The organism is Selenomonas sp. oral taxon 126 (assembly GCF_001683335.1).
In the GTDB taxonomy this organism is placed as follows: domain Bacteria; phylum Bacillota; class Negativicutes; order Selenomonadales; family Selenomonadaceae; genus Centipeda.
The window spans coordinates 1541144-1560232 of record NZ_CP016201.1 but is presented as its reverse complement, the minus strand read 5'-3'; the positions used below and the strand labels follow the sequence as shown (position 1 = coordinate 1560232).

Sequence of the window (19089 nt, the reverse complement as noted above, 5' to 3'; positions counted from 1 at the left end):
AAGGATTCCGAACGCATCGGAATCCCCTTGCAAAGAGAACGAAATCATATTATCTGCCTGCCTCAGCAGATCCTGCGGATCCAGCCCTCGGGCGCTTCGACCGTCCCGAGTTGGATGCCGCGCAGCGTATCGTAGAGTTTTTGGAGAACCGGCCCCATATGCTCCATCCCGCTCGGGAATGCGATCACCTCATCGCCGTGCGTCACCGAGCCGACCGGTGAGATCACCGCCGCCGTGCCGCACAGACCGCACTCGGCGAACTCGGGCAGCTCTGCAAATGCAACGGGGCGCTCCTCCACCTTCATGCCGAGGATATGCTCCGCGATGTGCACGAGCGAGCGCCGCGTGATCGACGGCAGGATCGACTCCGACTGCGGCGTCACCACCGTACCATCCTTCGTCACGAAGAGGAAGTTCGCGCCGCCCGTCTCCTCGACATACGTGCGTGTCGCCGCATCGAGGAACATATTCTCATCGAAGCCCGTCGCATGCGCTACCATGTAGGCATGCAGACTCATCGCGTAGTTCAGCCCCGCCTTGATGTGCCCCGTCCCGTGCGGCGCCGCGCGGTCGAAGTCGCTCACGCAGAGGCGCACGGGCTTCGCGCCGCCCTTGAAGTAGGGTCCCACAGGCGTTGCAAAGAGGCGGAACTGGTACGCATCCGCCGGCTTCACGCCGATCACCTCGCCCGTTGCAAAGATGAGAGGGCGCAGATAGAGCGATGCGTCCGAGCCGTACGGCGGCACATAGTCACGATTTGCCGCGACCACCGCATCCACAGCCTCGATAAATCGCTCCTCGGGGAACGAGGGCATCTCGAGATACGCCGCCGACGCATACATGCGCGCCGCATTGAGATCGGGGCGGAACGTCACGATATGCCCGTCCACCGTCTCATATGCCTTCAGCCCCTCGAAAACCTCCTGACAGTAGTGCAGAATGCCCGCACACTCGCTGAGCGTCACCGTCGCATCGGATGTGAGCCCGCCCGCATCCCACGCGCCGTCTGCATAGTTCGACACATACCGCTCGGGCAGCGCGCGGTACGCAAACCCGAGATTTCCCCAGTCAATATCCGCTCTTGCCATAACTCCGCCTCTTTCCTACAAAAAATGCAGTCCTATCATAGTACCACACGGCAGTCTTGTCAACCAAGTTCCTTCAGCGCCTCAGGCAGCAGCGCCAGAATATCCCCCGCGAGCAGCCCATTGCCGCTGCGCTCATATGCCAGATCACCCGCGCGCCCGTGCGCATACACGCCGACAATCGGCGTCATCCCGCTCTCCATCTGCCGCATGAGCCCCACGACCGTACCCGCGAGCACATCACCCGCGCCCGCCGTCGCCATGCCCGCATTGCCGCACGTCGTAAAGAACGCATCCCCGTCGGGATAGACCACAATCGTACACGCGCTCTTCACGACAAAGACCGCCTGATGCGCGCGCGCCGCCTCCCGCGCCTCATGCAGCAGATCGGCGGCGACCTCCTCCGCATCCTTGCCGAGCAGCGCCGCGAACTCACCGAGATGCGGCGTCAGAATCGGCACCTGCGGCAGATCGCGCAGCGCGTCGAGATGTCCGATGAACGCCGCGATTGCATCCGCATCCATCACCAACGGCGCCTTCACATCGGCAGCAAAGAGTCGGACGAACTCGCTCGTCTCAGGCTTACGCCCAAGCCCCGGCCCCACGAGCACTGCGTCCATATTCTGCGCGAGCGCAAGCGCCGCCTCAAGCGCCTGTATGCCGCCGAAATATCCCGCCCCTTCGTCGGGTATGGGCACAACCATCGCCTCCGTCAGCTTCGCCGCAAGCACGGGATAGATGCGCTCAGGCACGGCGAGCGTCACCAGCCCCGCACCGATTCTGAGCGCCGCCTCCGCCGCGAGTGCCGCCGCGCCCGTCATGCCGAGTGAGCCGGCAAGCACGAGGATGCGCCCGCAGCTGCCCTTGTGCACATCGCGTGCACGCGGGGGCAGGAGCTTCGCCGCAGCCTCACGCGTGATGAGCGATTGGCGCAGCGCCTCCCCTTCAAGCAGGGCATGCGGGATGCCGATATCATCCACGAGCAGCTCCCCCGCCGCATTCGCCCCCGCGCCGAGGAGATGTCCCACCTTCGGCAGACCGAGCGCGAGTGTACGCGTCGCGCGTACGGCAGCGGCTGTGATCCGCCCCGTGTCCGCCTCCACGCCGCTCGGCACATCAATCGCCATCACAGGCTTTGCCGCCGCATTGATCTCCTCAATCAGGCGCAGGACAGGCGCACGCAACGCGCCATGCGTCCCCGTACCGAGGATGCCGTCCACAATCGCATCGGCGAACCGCAGCGAGACACGCAGCCGATCCCAGTCGCGGTCACTCACGAGCGGACGGATCTCCACGCCCATCGCACGCAGCGCATCGTACATTGCGCGCGCCGCCTCGCCGAGACGCTCCTCCTCCCCCATGAAGAACAGCTTCACACGCGCCCCCATATTCACGAGATGGCGCGCCGCTGCAAAGGCATCGCCGCCGTTATTCCCGCCGCCGGCAAAGACAACGAACGCCTTGTCCGCTGCGCTGCCGATCATCGCGGCAGCCTCCTCCGCCGTCCGCCGTCCCGCATTCTCCATCAAGGCGACTGCAGGCAGCCCGTAGTCCTGCACCACCTGCGCATCAATCCGGCGCATATCCTCTGCAAACGATACATTCATCGCTGACCCTCCAATATACAATATGCCGTCGCGTAGTCGCGCTCATGAGAGAGCGTAATCCACACGCGATCCGCACCCATCTGTGCCGCAAGCGCGGCGAAATGTCCGCGCAGATGTACCACAGGCGCGCCGAGCGCATCCGGCAGAATCTCGATCTCCGTCATCCTGCCATCGCGCAGCCCCGTCCCGAACGCCTTCATCACTGCTTCCTTGCCCGCAAAGCGCGCGGCAAGACTCGCCGCCATCCCCTTCCCGCGCGCGGCGGCATAGACACGCTCGCCCTCCGTATAGACGCGTTCGAGAAAGCGCGGATTTGCAATCGCACGCGCCACGCGCGGGATGTGGATGATGTCGCTGCCGATTCCGAGGATCATAAAGCCTCCCGTCGATGATACAAAAAAGGGGCATTGCACCCGCAATAGCCCCTTTCAAATCCTTTTCCCTATGCTCAGTGTTGCAACGGTGTCGGTACCAGCCCCGGCGTGCTTGGCGCAGGACGCTGTTCCGCACCCATCGGTGCCGTACCCGCAGGAGATGTCTGCCCTGTCGCCGTCGGCATCGTCGCGGACGGCGCATTCGCACTCGTCGTTACACGACCGTCGGAGGCACTGATCGAGTCCTCCTGACTGAACCGCATACTGCGCGCAATGAACACCTCGACGCGGCGGTTCTGCGCCCGCCCCTCGTCGGTATCATTCGACGCGATCGGGCGATACTCACTGTAGCCCAGCGCGCTGAAGCGCGCGGGGTTCAGTGACGGCTGTGCACCCATCAGACCGCGCATGAGACTCACCGCGCGCGCGGAACTCAGCTCCCAGTTCGACGGGAACTGCGCCGTAGAGATCGGCACATTATCCGTATGTCCGGAGATCGTCACGCGCTCGGGGAGCGACGCGAGAAGCCCTGCGATTACGGGCACAATCTGATCCGCCTGCCCTTCGAGTGCCGCCGAGCCGGAGGCGAAGAGTGCCTTCTCCTTCAGTCGGATCATCAGCCCCTCTTCGGACAGCTCCGTCGATACCTGATCCTGCAGATTGTTTTCCTTTACATACTGCTCGATCTTCTCCTGCGCCTCACGCAGATTTTGATTCTCCTGCATATAGGCATTGTTCGCATTGTCCTGACCCGTGGTTGTTGCAGAGTTGATCGACGTCGACGGTCCCATGCCGGAGAAGAACGACGGACCTCCCATATTGAATGCCGCCGTAAACGCCTGTGCGAGTGCCTGCATCTTCGAGGCATCCGTCTGCGACATTGCGAACAGAGCAATGAAGAGGGCGAGCAGCAGCGTCATCAGATCGGAATAGGGCAGGAGCCAGGCCTCGCCCGCTTCCTCCTCATGGGGTTTCGCGTGCTTCTTTCTCGCCATATCAGCCGTCTCCCTTCAGAGCCTCGCGCTCCGTCTGCGGGATAAAGACCATGAGCTTCGCCTCGATCGCCGTCGGGGAGTCGCCCGCCTGCAGCGAGAGAATACCCTCGATAATCATGCGCTTCTGACTGACTTCCTGCTCCGACATGATCTTGAGCTTGTTCGCAAACGGCATCCAGAGAACATATCCCGTAAAGATACCCAGAATCGTCGCAACGAACGCAGCCGCGATCGAGTGACCGAGCTTGTCGATATCGTTCAGGTTGCCCAGCGCCGCGATCAGACCGACAACGGCGCCCAGAACGCCCAGCGTCGGTGCGTACGTGCCCGCCTGCGTGAACATCGAACGCCCCTCGGCGTGACGCTCCTGCATAATCGCGAGCTCTGCATCCAGAACATCGCCCACGAAGTCCGGATCCATGCCGTCGATCACCATGCCGAGACCCGTGCGGAAGAACGGATCCTGAATCTCCTGCGCCTTGCTCTCGAGGGCGAGGATACCCTCTCGACGCGCAATCTGCGACAGCTCGATGAACTGCTGCACGAGCTGCCCCTTCTCTTGGAGCTGCGGGACTTGGCATGTCTTCTTAATCAGGTTGACAAAGTTCCCGAGCTGCTCCATGCGGAACCCAATGAACAGGCACGAGAACGTACCGCCAATGATGATCAGGAACGCAGCCGGGTTGTTGAGCGCCGTGAGCGGCGCCCCCTTCAAGATCATACCAACAAAGATCGAGATAATCCCCATTATAATCCCGATGACCGTTGATTTTTCCAAAGCAAAAGCCCCCATTCCATTTCTCTCGATCGTCGGACGCCCTCGCATCTGATCCGTCAGACACACGTCCACATCTTCTTATATTATTCCATAACTCGCCGAAAAATCCTACCTGTTTTTAAAAAAAACTCTCAAAAACACAAGAAAAATTTTTCAATAAATTTATATTATCCTATCATACATTCATCGAAAATATGATATAATGGAAAGCGCATAAAGAAAACTTATTAGGAGGATGGTCACATATGGAACTACGGCAGTTGGAATATTTCCAAATGGCGAGCCGTCTGAAGAACATCACGCGCGCCGCCGAACGCCTCCGCGTCTCCCAGCCGAATATCACCGTTGCAATCAAGAAGCTCGAGGCCGAGCTCGGCATACAGCTCTTTGACCGCAGCCAAAAGCAGCTCTCACTGACCCCCGAGGGCGCGGTCTTCCTCGGACGTGTCGAGGTCGCCCTGCGCAACATACAGGACGCCGTGCTCGAGGTCAACGACTACAAGCAGCTGCAGAAGGGCACGATCAAGATCGGCATCCCTCCAATGATGGGCGCATACCTCTTCCCGAGGATCTTCTCGAGCTTTCAGCGCCGCTACTCGCATCTCGACGTGTACCTGCACGAAGAGGGCTCCGTTGCGATCCGCGAGCAGCTCGAGCGCGACGAGCTGGACTTCGGCATCATCATCATCCCTGACACCTCGCCGAACCTCCAGCTCCTCCCCATGGCGCGCAGCCAGATCGTCTGCTGCGTCCCCGAGGACAGCGACCTCGCCGCACGCAAGGCGGTCACCCTGCAGGATATCGAGGAGCGCAACCTCATCATGCTCAAGGAGGGTTCGTTCCTCCGCCAGACCATGCTGCAAAAGATGAAGGCGGCGAGCATCACGCCGAACATCGTGCTCGAGTCGAATCAGGTCGTCACCATCATGGGGCTCGTCGCGAGCGGCGTCGGCAACGCCTTCCTGCTCGACATGATCGCGCGCGACACACCCGGCATCCGCGCCATCCCCCTTGCCTCGCCCGTATACGTCGACGTCGGACTCGCGTGGAAACGCGACCGCTATATCTCCCGCGCCGCACAGTCCTTCATCGAATTCAGCAAAGACATCCTCAGCCATCAGACAGATCGTACGATGCTCTGATGGAGAAAGAACAAAGCCGTTCACGGACAAACGCCCGCAAACGGCTTTTTATAGTGGAATTGATCAGAAAATCAGATGCGCAATCACGTAGCCGACACAGCAGCCGGATGTGACGCCGATCAGACCCGGTATCATGAACGAGTGGTTCAGGATATACTTGCCGATGCGCGTCGTGCCCGAGCGGTCAAACCCGATGCACGCGAGATCGGAGGGATACGTCGGCAGGAAGAAGTAACCGTAGCATGCCGAGATGAACGAGAGCACGAGGATCGGGTCCATGCCCACATTGATCGCCATCGGCACGACAATCGCAATCGCCGCGCCCTGCGAGTTCACGAGCTTCGACGTGAGGAACGCGAGGACGGCGTATGCCCACGGATAGCTCTGCACCGCAGAACCGAGGAACTCCTTGAGGAAGCCGATGTGATTCATGAAGTACGTGTCCGCCATCCACGCAACGCCGTAGACCGAGACGAGTGCCACAACGCCCGAGCGGAACACCTGTGAGTTGCCGACATCCTTCGCCTTGACCTTGCAGCTGACGAGAATGACCGCACCTACGAGCAGCATCACCATCTGGATGACGACGACCATCGAGATTGCCTTCGGCGCAGCGTCCGGACTCGGCGCGAACTTCGGCAGCAGCTCGGGGAAATTGCCGAGCACCGCAATCGCAATAATGCCCGCGAAGAAGATGAACATCGCACGGTAATACTCCGTCGGCAGTTCCTTGTCGAGCAGCGTCTCCGCATCGCCATAGACATACTTCTTGTTCTCGGGATCACGGATGAACTCCTGGAACCGCTCATCCTGCTCGAGATCCTTGCCGCGGCGATAGCTCCAGAGCGCCGCAAAGAGCACGCCAAGCCCCGTCGCAGGAATGGAGACCGAGAGCACCTGGAACACGGTGAACTCATGCCCCGAGGCAGAGAGGAACGCAACCATTGAGACGACAGCCACCGACACGGGCGAGGCGCAGATACCCATCTGCGAGGCAACGGACGAAACCGCCATCGGACGCTCGGGACGAATGCCCTGCTTAATCGCGATATCGTAGATGATCGGGAACATCGTGTAGACAACGTGACCCGTGCCGCAGAGCACCGTCAGAAACCACGTCGTCAGAGGCGCGAGGATCGTGACATGCTTCGGGTTGTTGCGCAGGAACTTCTCCGCGTATTTGAGCATGACCGTGAGTCCGCCTGAGGTCTGCAGGAAGCCCGCGCACGTCACCACCGCGAGGATGATGAGCATGACATCGACCGGCGGCTTGCCCGGCTGATAGCCGAAGCCGAACGTGTAGATCACGAGACCGAACCCGCTGATGACAGCGAGCCCGAGGCCGCCGTGCCGCACGCCGACAATCAGGCAGGCGAGCAGGACGATAAAGCCCAACAGCATTTCCATAAATATGATTCCCCCATTTCTATATAGGTATAACACAGCTTCGGTCATTATACATCATGAATACATTATGAGTAAAGCCTTCTATGCATAAATGTAAACTATACTTATGGCAACATAAAAAAAGCAACCGCACAAAACAATGTGCAGCTGCTTTTCTTTTACTGTAGGAGCGTCTACCGCTTCATGTTGATCAGTGTCTCGAGCATCTCGTCCGATACGGTGATGATCTTCGAGTTCGACTGGAAGCCGCGCTGTGTGATGATCATATCGGAGAACTGATCGGCGATGTCCACGTTCGACATCTCAAGCGCGGAGGTCGTCAGCTCCGTGCCGATGTCGGAGGCGCCGCTGACCGTGCGCGTGCCGGAGTTGTTCGACTCCTGATAGAGGTTGCCGCCCATCTTCGTCAGACCCGAGGGGTTGTTGAACTGCGCCATCGCAATCTGTGCCTCGACGCGGCGGACGTTGTTCGTGTACGTCCCCGTGATGACACCCGAGCTGTCGATGGAAACGCTCGAAAGCGTGCCCGCCGCATTGCCGTCCGAGGTCGCCGAGACCGTGGATGTCCCCGAATACTGCGTGACCGCCGCGAGATTCATACTGACCTGTTGCGGCGACGCGCCGTTTCCATAGGTGAGGTTCAGCGCGGCGGAACCACTGAGATAGGCACCCGTCGAGTCAAAGGTAAGCTCGCTCTTGGTGAGCGTCACATTCGTCGTCGTGCCGTCCTTCTCGGGGATACTGTATGTATCGCCGCCCGTACCGAGCGACATCGTCCACTTGTTGTTCGCCGCCTTCGTAAAGACCACGGGGATGGAGTGTGCCGCCCCGAGCGAGTCATAGACGGTGACGAGGGTCGTCACAGACGGGTAGAACGTATCGCCGCGGTTGTACTCCTTGCCGATAAGGCCTGCAATGGACGCGCCCGACTTCGTGTTCAGCGCAACCGAAGAAACCCTCTTGCCGCCGAACTCGTAGGTGGACTCACGCGTAATCGCCGTAATATTGCCATCCGCAGCATTACCCGTGTGTTCATACTCAGCTGATGAACTGGTAATCGCCGTCGCCATCGGAGCAGAGAGCACAGCACTGTTGCCGTCCGCCGTCGTGACCGTCGCTCCTGCCAGCGGTTTCAGCTTCGTTATCTTGAGCTGTCCCGTATAGGTGTCGCCGACCTTGTAGGTGAAGCTCGTCGGTTTCGGAACGGTCACTTTAATCCCGGTTGCTCCCGGACTGATCGTGTTGTCCGCCTCAAGTTCCAACTCGACATCGGAGGTACCCGTAATGCTGTGGATGGATTTAATCTTACCGCTGATATTGTATGCATCCCCATAGGCATACGTTCCCGAATCCAGTGATGTTGTACCTGTACGGACGACCGGCACGGTTACGCCTGAGATTGCCTTCGGACTGGAAGAGTTGTTCGGATCAAGACTGAGCTCCGCATCGACCTTGCCCGTCGCACTCGCCGTAACACTGGTGATCTTAGACTTGTAGAGCACACCATTCGGGGGAGCACCGACATTCTGATTTGGTGCGCTGGATGCAATGTAGAATTTCTTCCCCTTGTCCGTCGTCAGGACAAGCTTTCCAGCCTCGGTCGGCGCATAGTTGTTCGTTGTGCCGGACGTACCGTCCGCATAGCGCACAAGGGTATTCGCAACCTCATAGCCCTGTGTGGTTGCATTGAGATTCTTCGTATAGGAGGCCGAGATCGTGGACTTTGCCTCCATCGACTTGCCCGCAGGAATCTGGATCTTCGTCGTGTTCTCACCCGAGGGTGTCACCTGACCGTTGTTCGCCATATAGCCCTGCACATACATACCTGTGCCCGAGAGCGTGAGGTTGCCCTGTGCGTCAAACGTAAACGCACCGTTGCGCGTGTAATATTTCTGCTCGCCCTTCGAGACGACGAAAAGTCCGTCACCGCGCGAGATGGCGACGTCCGTATTCTTGCCCGTCTGCTGCACAGAGCCGTTCGTATAGATCAGGTCGGTGCTCGCAACGCCCATGCCGAGACCGATCTGCTTCGGGTTCACACCGCCAATCGTACCGTCCGGTCCGGACGCTCCCGAGAGGTTCTGCGAGATCATATCCGCAAACGTGACGCGGCTCGCCTTAAATCCTGTGGTGTTGACGTTCGCAATGTTGTTGCCGACGACATCCATGCGGGTCTGGTGACCCTTGAGTCCCGATACACCCGAGAACATGGAACGCATCATAATGAATCTCTCCTTTGCCTTGTGTGACAGCGCAAAGGAAAGCCATCTCTGTCAGGGCGCAACTCTCCGCAGAGAGTCTTCCTGTGTCCCCCATTTTGCAGGACGATGTCCTGTATCTCTGACCGCACCAGTCGCGCGCGGTCAAAAGCCTCCCGTAGGTCCGGCTTTGCTCAGATAATGGCTGCACTGTCAATGTTCGTAAAAATGCTGTCTGCCGCAGTCACGTCGTCAAGCGCCGTGATCACGGTGCGGTTCGTCACGGAGACGACCATCGCCGTACTGTCCTTCATATAGATCAGGGCTTCCCTTGCGCCCTTCTCCCGCATACGGTCAATGGTAGAGCCGAGCTTCTCGAGCTCCGTGTGTGTGAGCATGACACCGCGCCGCTGCAGCCGCTCTTCTGCGTGCTGCGAGAAACGAACGCGCTCCCTTGCTCCCTCGAGTACCTCTGCAAACGACGCGCCGCTGCTGCCCATCACTTTTCGTCCGTGGTCGGTCCCCCTGCGTCCCTGCCCGACCAGCGCTATCGAATCGTCTGCAATCCTCATCGCATCACCTCCTTTTGTGTTTTGGAAATAAAACATTCCACCGTGTATATCGGTGGAATGGGGGGATAACTTAAATGGAAATTATGATGTTGAGGGGAATGCGGGCTTTTCTTGCAAGACATTTTATTTTGCGCTTGTATGCGTGTTGTTAATTTGTTATCATACAAAGATGAAGGAAGGTCTGCGCTTGAACGTCGTATTCTACGAGAAAGAAGACGGAACCATCCCCGTTGCCGATTTCATCAACTCGCTGGACAAAAAAATGCATGTGAAAACGATTCACACACTAGAACTCTTGAAGGAGTATGGTCATATGCTCCGCTCTCCATACTCGAAAGAACTAAATGACGGTATCATGGAGCTGCGTATCAGCGTGGGAAGCAACATTTCACGTATCTTGTACTTCTTCATAGTAGGCAATACCGCTATTCTCACAAATGGCTTTATCAAAAAGACGCAAAAGACACCGCCGAATGAAATACAACGCGCGAAGATATATCGCGCAGACTACCAAAGGAGGAATCCATCATGTTGACATTCGAGGAATTTAAGAGGGAATCCCTGAAAGACCCTGAGCTCAAACGCGAGTATGATAGACAAGCTGAAGAATTCCGCCGTATTTCTGAGAAGATCAGAGCTGAGATTCGCGCCGAGGAGAAGCGCAATCGCCCCTCTGCCCCCTCTCATACACCCCAACCTGCATACGCTTGAATATCTGCTAAGATACGCGAGGCTGTTGAACGAAGTCGTTTTGACTCATGCAACAGCCTCTTTTGTTGCGCTGAAATACACGTATATCTATTTGTTCAGCTCCATCACACCGTATGCGATGCGGCTGTACTTGCCGCCCGTGAGGGTATCGAAGCCGAGACGGGCAAACTCTGCGCTCTCCCGCCGCTCCTTCATGACGACGCGGCGGCGTGCGACGCGGCACGCCTCGGCAACAGCCTCCTCTGTGAGCGCACGCATGTCCGCGAGGACGCGCAGGGCGTTCATGCCCGCACTCTCGTGCAGCGGACGGCGAAACATGGGGTCGAAGTAGACGACATCGACACTGTCCCGCTCCTGCGTCCGCAGATATGTGAGCGCGTCCGCGTGATGTACGGTGATGCGTCGCATTGCCGCGTGCATGTCGTAGTTGTCCCCCGTGGCGTGCGCGAGCCCGTCTGCGATGACTGCCGCAATCAGGGGATTCGCCTCAAGTGCCGTGACCGTTCCCTGCGCCCCGACGGCAAAGCTCTCGACAATCGCATCCGCGCCCGTACCGAGAGTGCAGTCAAGGACGTGCATCCCCTCCACAAGCCCAAGCGCAGTGACGAGGTGATCGCCGTGACCGAGCAGCAAATTTTTGATACGCAAATGCGCCATGCCCGGATGAAAGAAGAGCTCCCCCTCCGCCGTGACGAGGGTCAAGAGGCCGCGCCGTGCGACAAGCGCAGCATCCACGCCATATGCCGCACGCAGTTCTTCGAGCGAATCACTGCCGCGTGGAACGTTTGGAATACCGAGTGCTGCCGCCGTCCGTGCCGCAAGCGCACGATTCGCCTCCGTGTATTTCTGCCCACGCCGTACGGTCGTGACAATCGCGCTGATAGAGCCTGTCCTCATAGGTTGAACCCCGTGCGCTTGAACATCTTCGCGAGATCATGGGTATCGAATCGAAGGATGGTCGGTCGTCCGTGCGGACAGGTGAACGGGAACGGCGTCGCACGGAGTTCGTCGAGCAGGATTTCCATCTGACGCACACTCAGCTCCTCCCCCGCCTTGATCGCCGCACGGCATGCCATCGTTGCGATCCCCGCCTGACGCAGATTCGCGGGGGTCGCCGCGTGCAGTTCGCCGAGGGACATCAGGATCTCGCGTATCGTATCCTCTGCCTCGTCCGTCGGGATATCGGCAGGTGCCTCGGTCAAGCGATATGTGCGCTCCCCCGCAGCTTCGAGGTGGAAGCCGAGACGGTCAAACAGCTCTGCATTCTCCTCGATGTACTGCGCCTCACGCGCATCAAAGGAGAGAATCGCGTGTACAAGCATCTGTTGGGACGGAATTCCGTCCGCCTGTGCGGAGAAACGGTCAAAGAGGATGCGCTCGTGTGCCGCGTGCTGATCGACGATGTAGAGACTCTGCGCACTCTGGGCGATGATGTAGGTGAGATCGACCTGCCCGATGGGGAGGAGATTTCCCTCCATCTCCGTGCCCTGCTCTGTGTGCGGAGACGGTGCTGCGGGTACGGTCTGCGCAGAAAATCTCGCACGCTCTTCGGTGCGTGCGGCAGTGACAGAATCCTGCGCGGCACGCAGGTCAACGCTCTGCCCTCTCCACTGCACCGCCTCATGTACGGTCTGCGGGCGCACGGGCGGCATCGCGTAGGTGTCAACTTTCTGCGTGTATGGAGTGGCACTGACCGATGTCCCGACGTTCAGCGGGACGGCTTCGTAGTGAAATTTCGGCTTTTCGACCGACGACGCAATTGCCGTACTCTCCCCCGCCGCTCCTCGAATCGCGTCGAGCACAGACTTGTATACCGCCTTGAAGATGCGCCCCTCGTCCTCGAATTTCATCTCCGTTTTCTGCGGGTGCACGTTCACGTCAATGGTTCGCTGCGGCACCTCGATGCGCAGGACAGCGAGCGGAAAGCCCATCTTCGGAACGAGTGCGCGGTAGACGTTGTCAATCGCCTTCGCAATTGCGCGGTTCTGTATCGTGCGCCCGTTGACGATGTACGTCTGCCATGCACGGCTGCTGCGGATCACGGACGGTTTCGAGATGTATCCCGTGATACGGATCTCCGCCTCCTCATCGTGGAAGTCGAGCGGGATCAGTGCCCCCGCCGTATCGCCGCCGTAGATGCTCTCGATGGCGCGGCGCAGGCTGTCATCCCCCGCCGTCATGATGGTGAGACGGTTGTTGTTAATGAAGCGAAATGCGATATCGGGGCGCGAGAGGGCAAGCCGAATCACATAGTCACTGATCTTGCCCGCCTCGGTCGTATTCGTCTTGAGAAACTTCTTGCGTGCGGGCGTGTTGAAAAAAAGTTCCTCGACGCGCACACTCGTCCCGATCTCACAGCCCGCATCCTCAATCTCGGGCGTTTTGCCGCCGAGGATGTCAACACGCGTACCGAGATCATCCGATGCCTGCCGCGTGAGGAGGGAGAAACGCGAGACGGATGCGATGGTCGGCAGTGCTTCGCCGCGAAAACCGAGCGTCGCAACGGTCTGCAGATCCGAGACGGAGGAGATCTTGCTCGTCGCATGGCGCAGGATCGCCGTCTCTGCATCCTCGCGCGTCATGCCGCGCCCATTATCCGTCACGCGGATGAAGCTGACACCGCCGCCCATGATTTCGATTTCAATCGCCGTCGCGCCCGCGTCCATCGCGTTTTCGACAAGCTCCTTGACAACGGAGGCGGGACGTTCCACAACCTCACCCGCCGCAATCTTGTTGATGGTGGTATCGTCCAGTACGCGAATCTGCGTCATGCCTGCCCTGCCTCCTTTCGCGCCTGTTCCTGCAAGCGATAGAGTGTATTCATCGCCTCAAGCGGCGTCATGGTCATGATGTCCAGTGTTCTAAGCTCATCGAGGGTGCCATCCGCAAAGAGGGATGCCATCCCCTCGGCGGGCAGCATTTCCTGCGCGTTTGCAGCGGGTATTTCGGCGACAGCGGACGCGGCATCCTTCTGTTCGAGCGCGTGCAGAATCTCCTCTGCCCGCGCCGTCACCTTCGACGGCAGTCCCGCGAGACGCGCAACGTGGATGCCGTAGGACTTGTCCGCCGCACCCGCGACGATGCGGCGCAGGAATGCGACGTTCTTTCCCTTTTCGCGCACGGCAATGCAGTAGTTGCGGATGCGCTCGTTCTCCATCTCCGTCAGCTCGTGATAGTGCGTTGCAAAGAGGGTCTTTGCGTGGATGCGCGTGTCGATGTGCTCCACGACGGCGCGCGCAATGCTCATGCCGTCGAACGTACTTGTACCGCGCCCGATCTCATCGAGGATGACGAGGCTGTCACGCGTCGCCTCGCGCAGAATCTGCGCGACCTCGTTCATCTCCACCATGAAGGTGCTCTGTCCGCTTACGAGGTCGTCGCTCGCGCCGATACGCGTGAAGATGCGGTCGACGGGCGCGATCTCTGCCGTACGTGCGGGGACGAAGCTGCCGACCTGCGCCATGAGCGTAAGCAGCGCGACCTGCCGCATATAGGTGGATTTGCCCGCCATGTTCGGCCCCGTGATGAGCATTGTTTCAGTCCCGCCATGACTGAGATCCGTATCGTTCGGGACAAACACCTCGCGCTGCAGCAGACGCTCCACGAGCGGGTGACGTCCGTCCCGTATGAGGATCGTTCCGTTCGATGTCACCTTTGGGCGCACGTAGCGATAACTTGCCGCCGCCTCGGCAAGGCTCTGGAGGACATCGACGCGCGCGATCGCACGCGCGACATTCTGGATGGGGACAAGCTGCGCCCGCACCTGCTCACGTAATTCAGTGAAAATATGATACTCAAGCGCGGTGATTTTCTCCTGCGCTCCGAGGATCTTCGCCTCGAAGTCCTTCAGTTCCTCTGTGATGAAGCGTTCCGTATTGGCAAGCGTCTGCTTGCGGATGTAGTCCTCCGGCACTTGGTCGCGCCCGCTATGGCGCACCTCGATGTAGTAGCCGAAGACCTTGTTGTAGCCGATCTTGAGCGTCTTGATGCCCGTACGCGAACGCTCGCGTTCCTCCATCTCCTGCAGGAGGGACTTGCTGTCGTGGGAAAACGCGTGCAGTTCATCGAGTGCCGCGTCATAGCCCGCGCGGATGATGCCGCCCTCGCGCACGGACAGCCCCGGCTCGTCCACAATGGCGCGCTCGAGGCTGTCGCGCAGGACGTCAAAGGTCTCAATGGATGCGTGCGCACGTACGAGGAGGCTGCTCGCCGCCGTACCGAGGATTTCGCGGACGGCGGGGAGTGCCGCAAGGGAAACGCGCAGGGCAACGAGGTCGCGTGCGTTCGCCGTCTGGGTCTCGATGCGCGTCAAGAGACGCTCAAAGTCATAGACCGAGCGCAGGTGCTCGCGCAGACTTCCGCGCAGCGGTGCATTCTCCACGAGTTCCGCAACAGCACCGAGCCGCGCATCAATCCGATGCGGGGTCAGAAGCGGATGCTCAAGCCACGATTTCAGAAGGCGCATCCCCATCGGCGTACGTGTGAAATCGAGCACGTCAAAGAGTGTGTTCTTCTTGCCGCCGTCGCGCAGACTGCGTGTGATCTCAAGATTGCGGAGCGTATAGGTGTCGAGCTGCATCGTCTCACGCGTGTCGAGGAAGGAAAGGCGATTGATCTGCGAGAGATCGGTTCGGACGGTATCGTGCAGGTAGTGCAGAAGCGTCTCGACCGCCGTCTGCGCACCTGCATCCGCCGGAATCTCCGTCGCTGTGAAATGTTGCGTGAGGAGCACACCGTCCGCCTCCGCCGCAACCGCAGAAACGGCGCAGTGCGGAAGACGCTGCGTGAGAAAGGCACGCACGGTATCGGAGAGAGAAAATCCCTCCGTAAAGAGCAGCTCCGCCGTCATGCGGCGGTAGAGTTCGTCCATAATCTGCTGTGCGGCAGTCTCCCCCGCATAGGACGCATAGAACGCCTCGCCCGTCGAGATATCCGCACCCGCGAGGACGAACTTCCCATCACCGCAGTCATGCAGGAGTGCGATGTAGATGTTCGCCGCGTCGCGCAGCACCTCGTCCGAGAGGGCAGTGCCGGGCGTGACGACCTTTACCACCTCGCGGTGCGTCAACCCCTTTGCCTTTGGGTCGCCGATCTGCTCGGCGATGGCAACCTTGAACCCCTTTGCAACGAGACGCGCGATGTAGCTGTCCGCCGCGTGGTAGGGCACGCCGCACATGGGGTTTTTGTCGAGGTCGCCGCTGCGGCTTGTGAGCGTCAGCCCCAGCTCCTTTGCCGCAATCTTTGCGTCGTCAAAGAACATCTCGTAGAAGTCGCCGAGGCGGAAAAAGAGCAGTTCGCCCGGATGCGCCTCTTTTGCGCTCAGATATTGCTGCATCATCGGCGTGACGTTCTGCGCGTCCATAACGAACCTCCTAGAATAAATCCTATGTTGATAAAGAAATATACCGGCGCAATGCCCAAAGCGCCCCTACCACCGCAAGCGGTCCCCCTCCCCCGCTTCGGCGGGGGAGGCTAAAGCTACGACACGACTTCCCCTTTGAGCACCCATGTCTGCGGCTGGGTCACGCGCACCTGCACGAAGTCGCCCTCCTGCTCCGCGCCGTGCGGGAACAGCACAATCTTGTTCGTGCGTGTGCGCCCACTCCACACTGCTGCGTCATTCTTACTCGCGCCCTCGACCATCACTTCGAGCGTGCGCCCCAAAAGTGCCTCGTTAATCTCACGGCTGATCGCGTTCTGCTCCTCCATGAGCGCATTCAGCCGCGCGTGCTTCACATCATCAGGGACTTGCTCCGCCATCGTCGCGGCGGGTGTACCCGAGCGCTTTGAGTAGAGGAACGTATACGCCGAGTCGTAGCGCATCTCGCGCAGGAACGAAAGCATCTCGGCAAAGTCCTCGTCCGTCTCCCCCGGAAAGCCGACGATAAGATCCGTCGTGAGGCTCGCAGAGGGCAGTGCCTCCCGCACGCGCTGCGCGCGCTCGCGGTATCTCTCCACCGTATAGCCGCGGTTCATCGCCTTCAGGATGCGGCTGCTCCCGTACTGCACAGGCAGGTGGATATGCTCGCAGATATGCGTGCCGTTCTTGATTGTATCAATCAGCTTGTCGCCAATGTCCTTTGGATGCGAGGTCATAAAGCGCACGCGACGAATGCCCTCCACCTCGTCCACCATGCGCAGGAGATCGGCAAAGTCTGCCGCCTTGTGATCCTTTCCATACGAATTCACATTCTGCCCGAGGAGCGTCACCTCACGATAGCCCTCCGCCACGGCGCGCTGCACCTCCGCGACGACCTCCTCCGGCGCGCGGCTACGCTCCCGTCCGCGCACATAGGGAACGATGCAGTAGGTACAGAAGTTGTTGCAGCCGTACATGATCGGCACCCATGCGGAGAACTTTCCGCCGCGCGCAACGGGCAGATTCTCTGCAATCTCACTGTCCGACAGTGCAACATCCACAACGGACGTATGCTCCGCCGCAATCTCGGCGATGATGCGCGTGAGTTCCTGCACCTTGCCCGTGCCGAGCACAAAGTCGATATGCGGCGCGCGGCGCATGAGGTTATCCCCCTCCTTCTGCGCCATGCAGCCCGCGATGCCGAAGATCAGCTTTGGATTTTTCTCCTTGATCTTTTTGATCTCACCAATCTTCCCATACACCTTGTCCTCCGCCGTCTCGCGCACGCAACAGGTATTGATGAGGATGATGTCGGCATCCGACATCTCCTCCGTCCGCGCATAGCCCGAGCCCTGCAGCTGCCCCTCCATGCGCTCGGCGTCCGCAATGTTCATCTGACAACCATAGACAAGGATTTTATACCGTCCCCGCATTCGTTCCCTCTCGCTTTATACAATAATATAGATAGTAAAAAAGTCTGGAAGAAATCCTTCCAGACCGCATTTCATATTGGAGGCGACACCCAGAATCGAACTGGGGATAAAGGTTTTGCAGACCTCGGCCTTACCACTTGGCTATGTCGCCGAAAGATGGAGCGGAAAACGAGGCTCGAACTCGCGACCCCCACCTTGGCAAGGTGGTGCTCTACCACTGAGCTACTTCCGCATGTGATCTTCCTATGCCGCCAAACGCGACACTTAAATATTATATCGATAAGGATGAGTTCTGTCAAGGAGAAAATGTGAGGAGAAGTCCTGCCTTGAAAAAATTTTTCCGTATTTCCCCGTAAATATTTGACACCGTCCGCTTATTCTGCAATAATGAAGGATATTGCTTTTCTATCGTTGTTCATGTGTATTTTATTATGGAGGGAACTGCCATAAACTCGTTAAAAAAGAAAGACCTACTGACGCTCGGCTTCATGATGTTCTCGATCTACTTCGGCGCGGGCAATCTGATCTTCCCGCCCGCGCTCGGTCAGGCGGCGGGCGATCACACGCTGCTCGCCATGCTTGGCTTCATGACGACGGGCATCGGGCTGCCGCTCCTCGGCATCACGGCGATTGCGTTCGCGGGCGGCGAATATGTACCGCTCCTGCGCGCCAAGACGTGGCCGATGTTCGCGACGGCGCTGCTCGTCATCCTCTATCTCATCATCGGGCCGCTGTTTGCAATGCCGCGCACGGGCGCTGTCTCGTTTGAGATTGGCATACGCCCCTTTCTCGCGGAGGAAAATCTCGGACTCGGTCAGTTCATCTACACGGCAATCTTCTTCGCAGCGTCCTACTATCTCGCGCTGAACCCGAACAAGATCATCGACCGCGTGGGCAAGATGCTGACACCCGCGCTTCTGATCGTCCTCGGCATTCTCTTTGTTCAGGCGTTTCATGCGCCACTGGGAGAAGTATTCGCACCCACAGGCAGCTATATCGATGCACCGTTCGCGCAGGGATTCCAGGACGGCTATCAGACAATGGATCTGCTCGCCTCGATCGCCATCGGTGCACTCGTAGCAAACGCCGTGCGTCTGCGCGGAATCACGGACAGTCATGCAATCGGTGCCGCGTGCCTCGTCTCAGGTCTCATCACGGTCACGCTGATGGCGATTGTCTACGGCTCACTTGCCTACATCGGTGCAACGAGCGCATCGGTGCTTGGTCACTCGGAGAACGGCGGTCAGATTCTCTCGGGTGCGGTCGGTATCTTCTTCGGCTCTGCGGGCAATCTTCTGCTCGCCGTCATCATTGCACTCGCCTGCCTCACGACCTGCTGCGGCATCACCTCGAGTGCGGCGATGTTCTTCAACAAGCTGCTGAAGGGACGTATCTCGTATGAGCGTCTGCTGCTCTTCTCGATTCTCT

16 protein-coding genes and 2 tRNA genes are annotated in these 19089 nt (G+C 59.1%); 4 read left to right on the top strand and 14 right to left on the bottom strand.

All coding sequences use genetic code 11. From position 1 onward, the window contains the following. Nucleotides 1-62: 62 nt before the first annotated feature. The 5 genes from AXF19_RS07050 to motA all read right to left on the bottom strand — a co-directional run bounded on the left by AXF19_RS07050 (nucleotide 63) and on the right by motA (nucleotide 4854). Entirely contained in the window at nucleotides 63-1088 is a 1026-nt protein-coding gene (locus AXF19_RS07050; protein ID WP_066846865.1) for a branched-chain amino acid aminotransferase, read from the bottom strand. Between the two features lie 59 nt (nucleotides 1089-1147). Then, on the bottom strand, nucleotides 1148-2692 hold the full coding sequence (locus AXF19_RS07045; protein ID WP_066846862.1) for a bifunctional ADP-dependent NAD(P)H-hydrate dehydratase/NAD(P)H-hydrate epimerase: 1545 nt from the start codon (nucleotides 2690-2692) through the stop codon (nucleotides 1148-1150). Continuing rightward, the gene (acpS, locus tag AXF19_RS07040) at nucleotides 2689-3066 is read right to left on the bottom strand and encodes a holo-ACP synthase (protein WP_066846859.1); all 378 of its coding nucleotides are present in this window, start codon (nucleotides 3064-3066) and stop codon (nucleotides 2689-2691) included. The genes AXF19_RS07045 and acpS overlap by 4 nt, the downstream gene beginning before the upstream one ends. Nucleotides 3067-3140: 74 nt before the next feature. Then, a complete protein-coding gene (locus AXF19_RS07035) occupies nucleotides 3141-4061 on the bottom strand; it encodes a flagellar motor protein MotB (RefSeq protein WP_066846856.1) in 921 nt (306 codons plus the stop codon). A gap of 1 nt (nucleotide 4062) precedes the next feature. Next, the gene (motA, locus tag AXF19_RS07030) at nucleotides 4063-4854 is read right to left on the bottom strand and encodes a flagellar motor stator protein MotA (protein ID WP_066850118.1); all 792 of its coding nucleotides are present in this window, start codon (nucleotides 4852-4854) and stop codon (nucleotides 4063-4065) included. A 230-nt stretch (nucleotides 4855-5084) separates the two neighbouring features. Between motA and AXF19_RS07025 the strand changes: the two genes are divergently transcribed. Next, complete coding sequence (locus tag AXF19_RS07025) at nucleotides 5085-5981, top strand: LysR family transcriptional regulator (protein ID WP_066846853.1); 897 nt, start codon at nucleotides 5085-5087, stop codon at nucleotides 5979-5981. A 63-nt stretch (nucleotides 5982-6044) separates the two neighbouring features. Here AXF19_RS07025 and AXF19_RS07020 read toward each other — a convergent pair whose 3' ends face one another. The 3 genes from AXF19_RS07020 to AXF19_RS07010 form a co-directional block, all read right to left on the bottom strand. After that, nucleotides 6045-7388 carry an anaerobic C4-dicarboxylate transporter gene (locus AXF19_RS07020; RefSeq protein ID WP_066846850.1) on the bottom strand — a complete coding sequence of 448 codons (1344 nt, stop codon included), beginning with the start codon at nucleotides 7386-7388 and terminating at the stop codon, nucleotides 6045-6047. Between the two features lie 173 nt (nucleotides 7389-7561). After that, on the bottom strand, nucleotides 7562-9610 hold the full coding sequence (locus AXF19_RS07015; RefSeq protein ID WP_066846847.1) for a flagellar hook-basal body complex protein: 2049 nt from the start codon (nucleotides 9608-9610) through the stop codon (nucleotides 7562-7564). Between the two features lie 170 nt (nucleotides 9611-9780). Next, nucleotides 9781-10158 (bottom strand): TIGR02530 family flagellar biosynthesis protein, encoded by a 378-nt coding sequence (locus AXF19_RS07010; RefSeq protein WP_066846844.1) that lies wholly within the window; start codon nucleotides 10156-10158, stop codon nucleotides 9781-9783. A 52-nt stretch (nucleotides 10159-10210) separates the two neighbouring features. Here AXF19_RS07010 and AXF19_RS07005 point away from each other — a divergent pair, with 52 nt between their 5' ends. Next, a complete protein-coding gene (locus AXF19_RS07005) occupies nucleotides 10211-10693 on the top strand; it encodes a type II toxin-antitoxin system RelE/ParE family toxin (RefSeq protein ID WP_335674929.1) in 483 nt (160 codons plus the stop codon). Further along, complete coding sequence (locus AXF19_RS07000) at nucleotides 10687-10869, top strand: hypothetical protein (protein ID WP_066846842.1); 183 nt, start codon at nucleotides 10687-10689, stop codon at nucleotides 10867-10869. The genes AXF19_RS07005 and AXF19_RS07000 overlap by 7 nt, the downstream gene beginning before the upstream one ends. 87 nt (nucleotides 10870-10956) lie before the next feature. On the opposite strand, the gene AXF19_RS06995 is transcribed toward AXF19_RS07000, so the two are convergent. From AXF19_RS06995 to AXF19_RS06970, 6 genes are all read right to left on the bottom strand, one after another. Further along, the gene (locus AXF19_RS06995; protein WP_066846839.1) at nucleotides 10957-11766 is read right to left on the bottom strand and encodes a class I SAM-dependent methyltransferase; all 810 of its coding nucleotides are present in this window, start codon (nucleotides 11764-11766) and stop codon (nucleotides 10957-10959) included. After that, nucleotides 11763-13640: a DNA mismatch repair endonuclease MutL gene (gene mutL, locus AXF19_RS06990; protein ID WP_066846838.1), complete on the bottom strand. Its 1878-nt coding sequence runs from the start codon at nucleotides 13638-13640 to the stop codon at nucleotides 11763-11765. Before mutL ends, AXF19_RS06995 begins: the two co-directional genes overlap by 4 nt. Continuing rightward, nucleotides 13637-16231, bottom strand: coding sequence for a DNA mismatch repair protein MutS (gene mutS, locus AXF19_RS06985; protein WP_066846836.1), 2595 nt, complete (start codon nucleotides 16229-16231; stop codon nucleotides 13637-13639). The genes mutL and mutS overlap by 4 nt, the downstream gene beginning before the upstream one ends. Before the next feature lie 116 nt (nucleotides 16232-16347). Beyond that, on the bottom strand, nucleotides 16348-17661 hold the full coding sequence (gene miaB / locus AXF19_RS06980; RefSeq protein ID WP_066846834.1) for a tRNA (N6-isopentenyl adenosine(37)-C2)-methylthiotransferase MiaB: 1314 nt from the start codon (nucleotides 17659-17661) through the stop codon (nucleotides 16348-16350). A gap of 77 nt (nucleotides 17662-17738) precedes the next feature. Next, nucleotides 17739-17812 (bottom strand) — tRNA-Cys (locus tag AXF19_RS06975). 6 nt (nucleotides 17813-17818) lie between these two features. Then, nucleotides 17819-17893 (bottom strand) — tRNA-Gly (locus AXF19_RS06970). A gap of 199 nt (nucleotides 17894-18092) precedes the next feature. Between AXF19_RS06970 and brnQ the strand changes: the two genes are divergently transcribed. Continuing rightward, nucleotides 18093-19089: branched-chain amino acid transport system II carrier protein (gene brnQ, locus AXF19_RS06965; RefSeq protein WP_237141740.1), on the top strand; the 997-nt coding region annotated here is incomplete at its 3' end.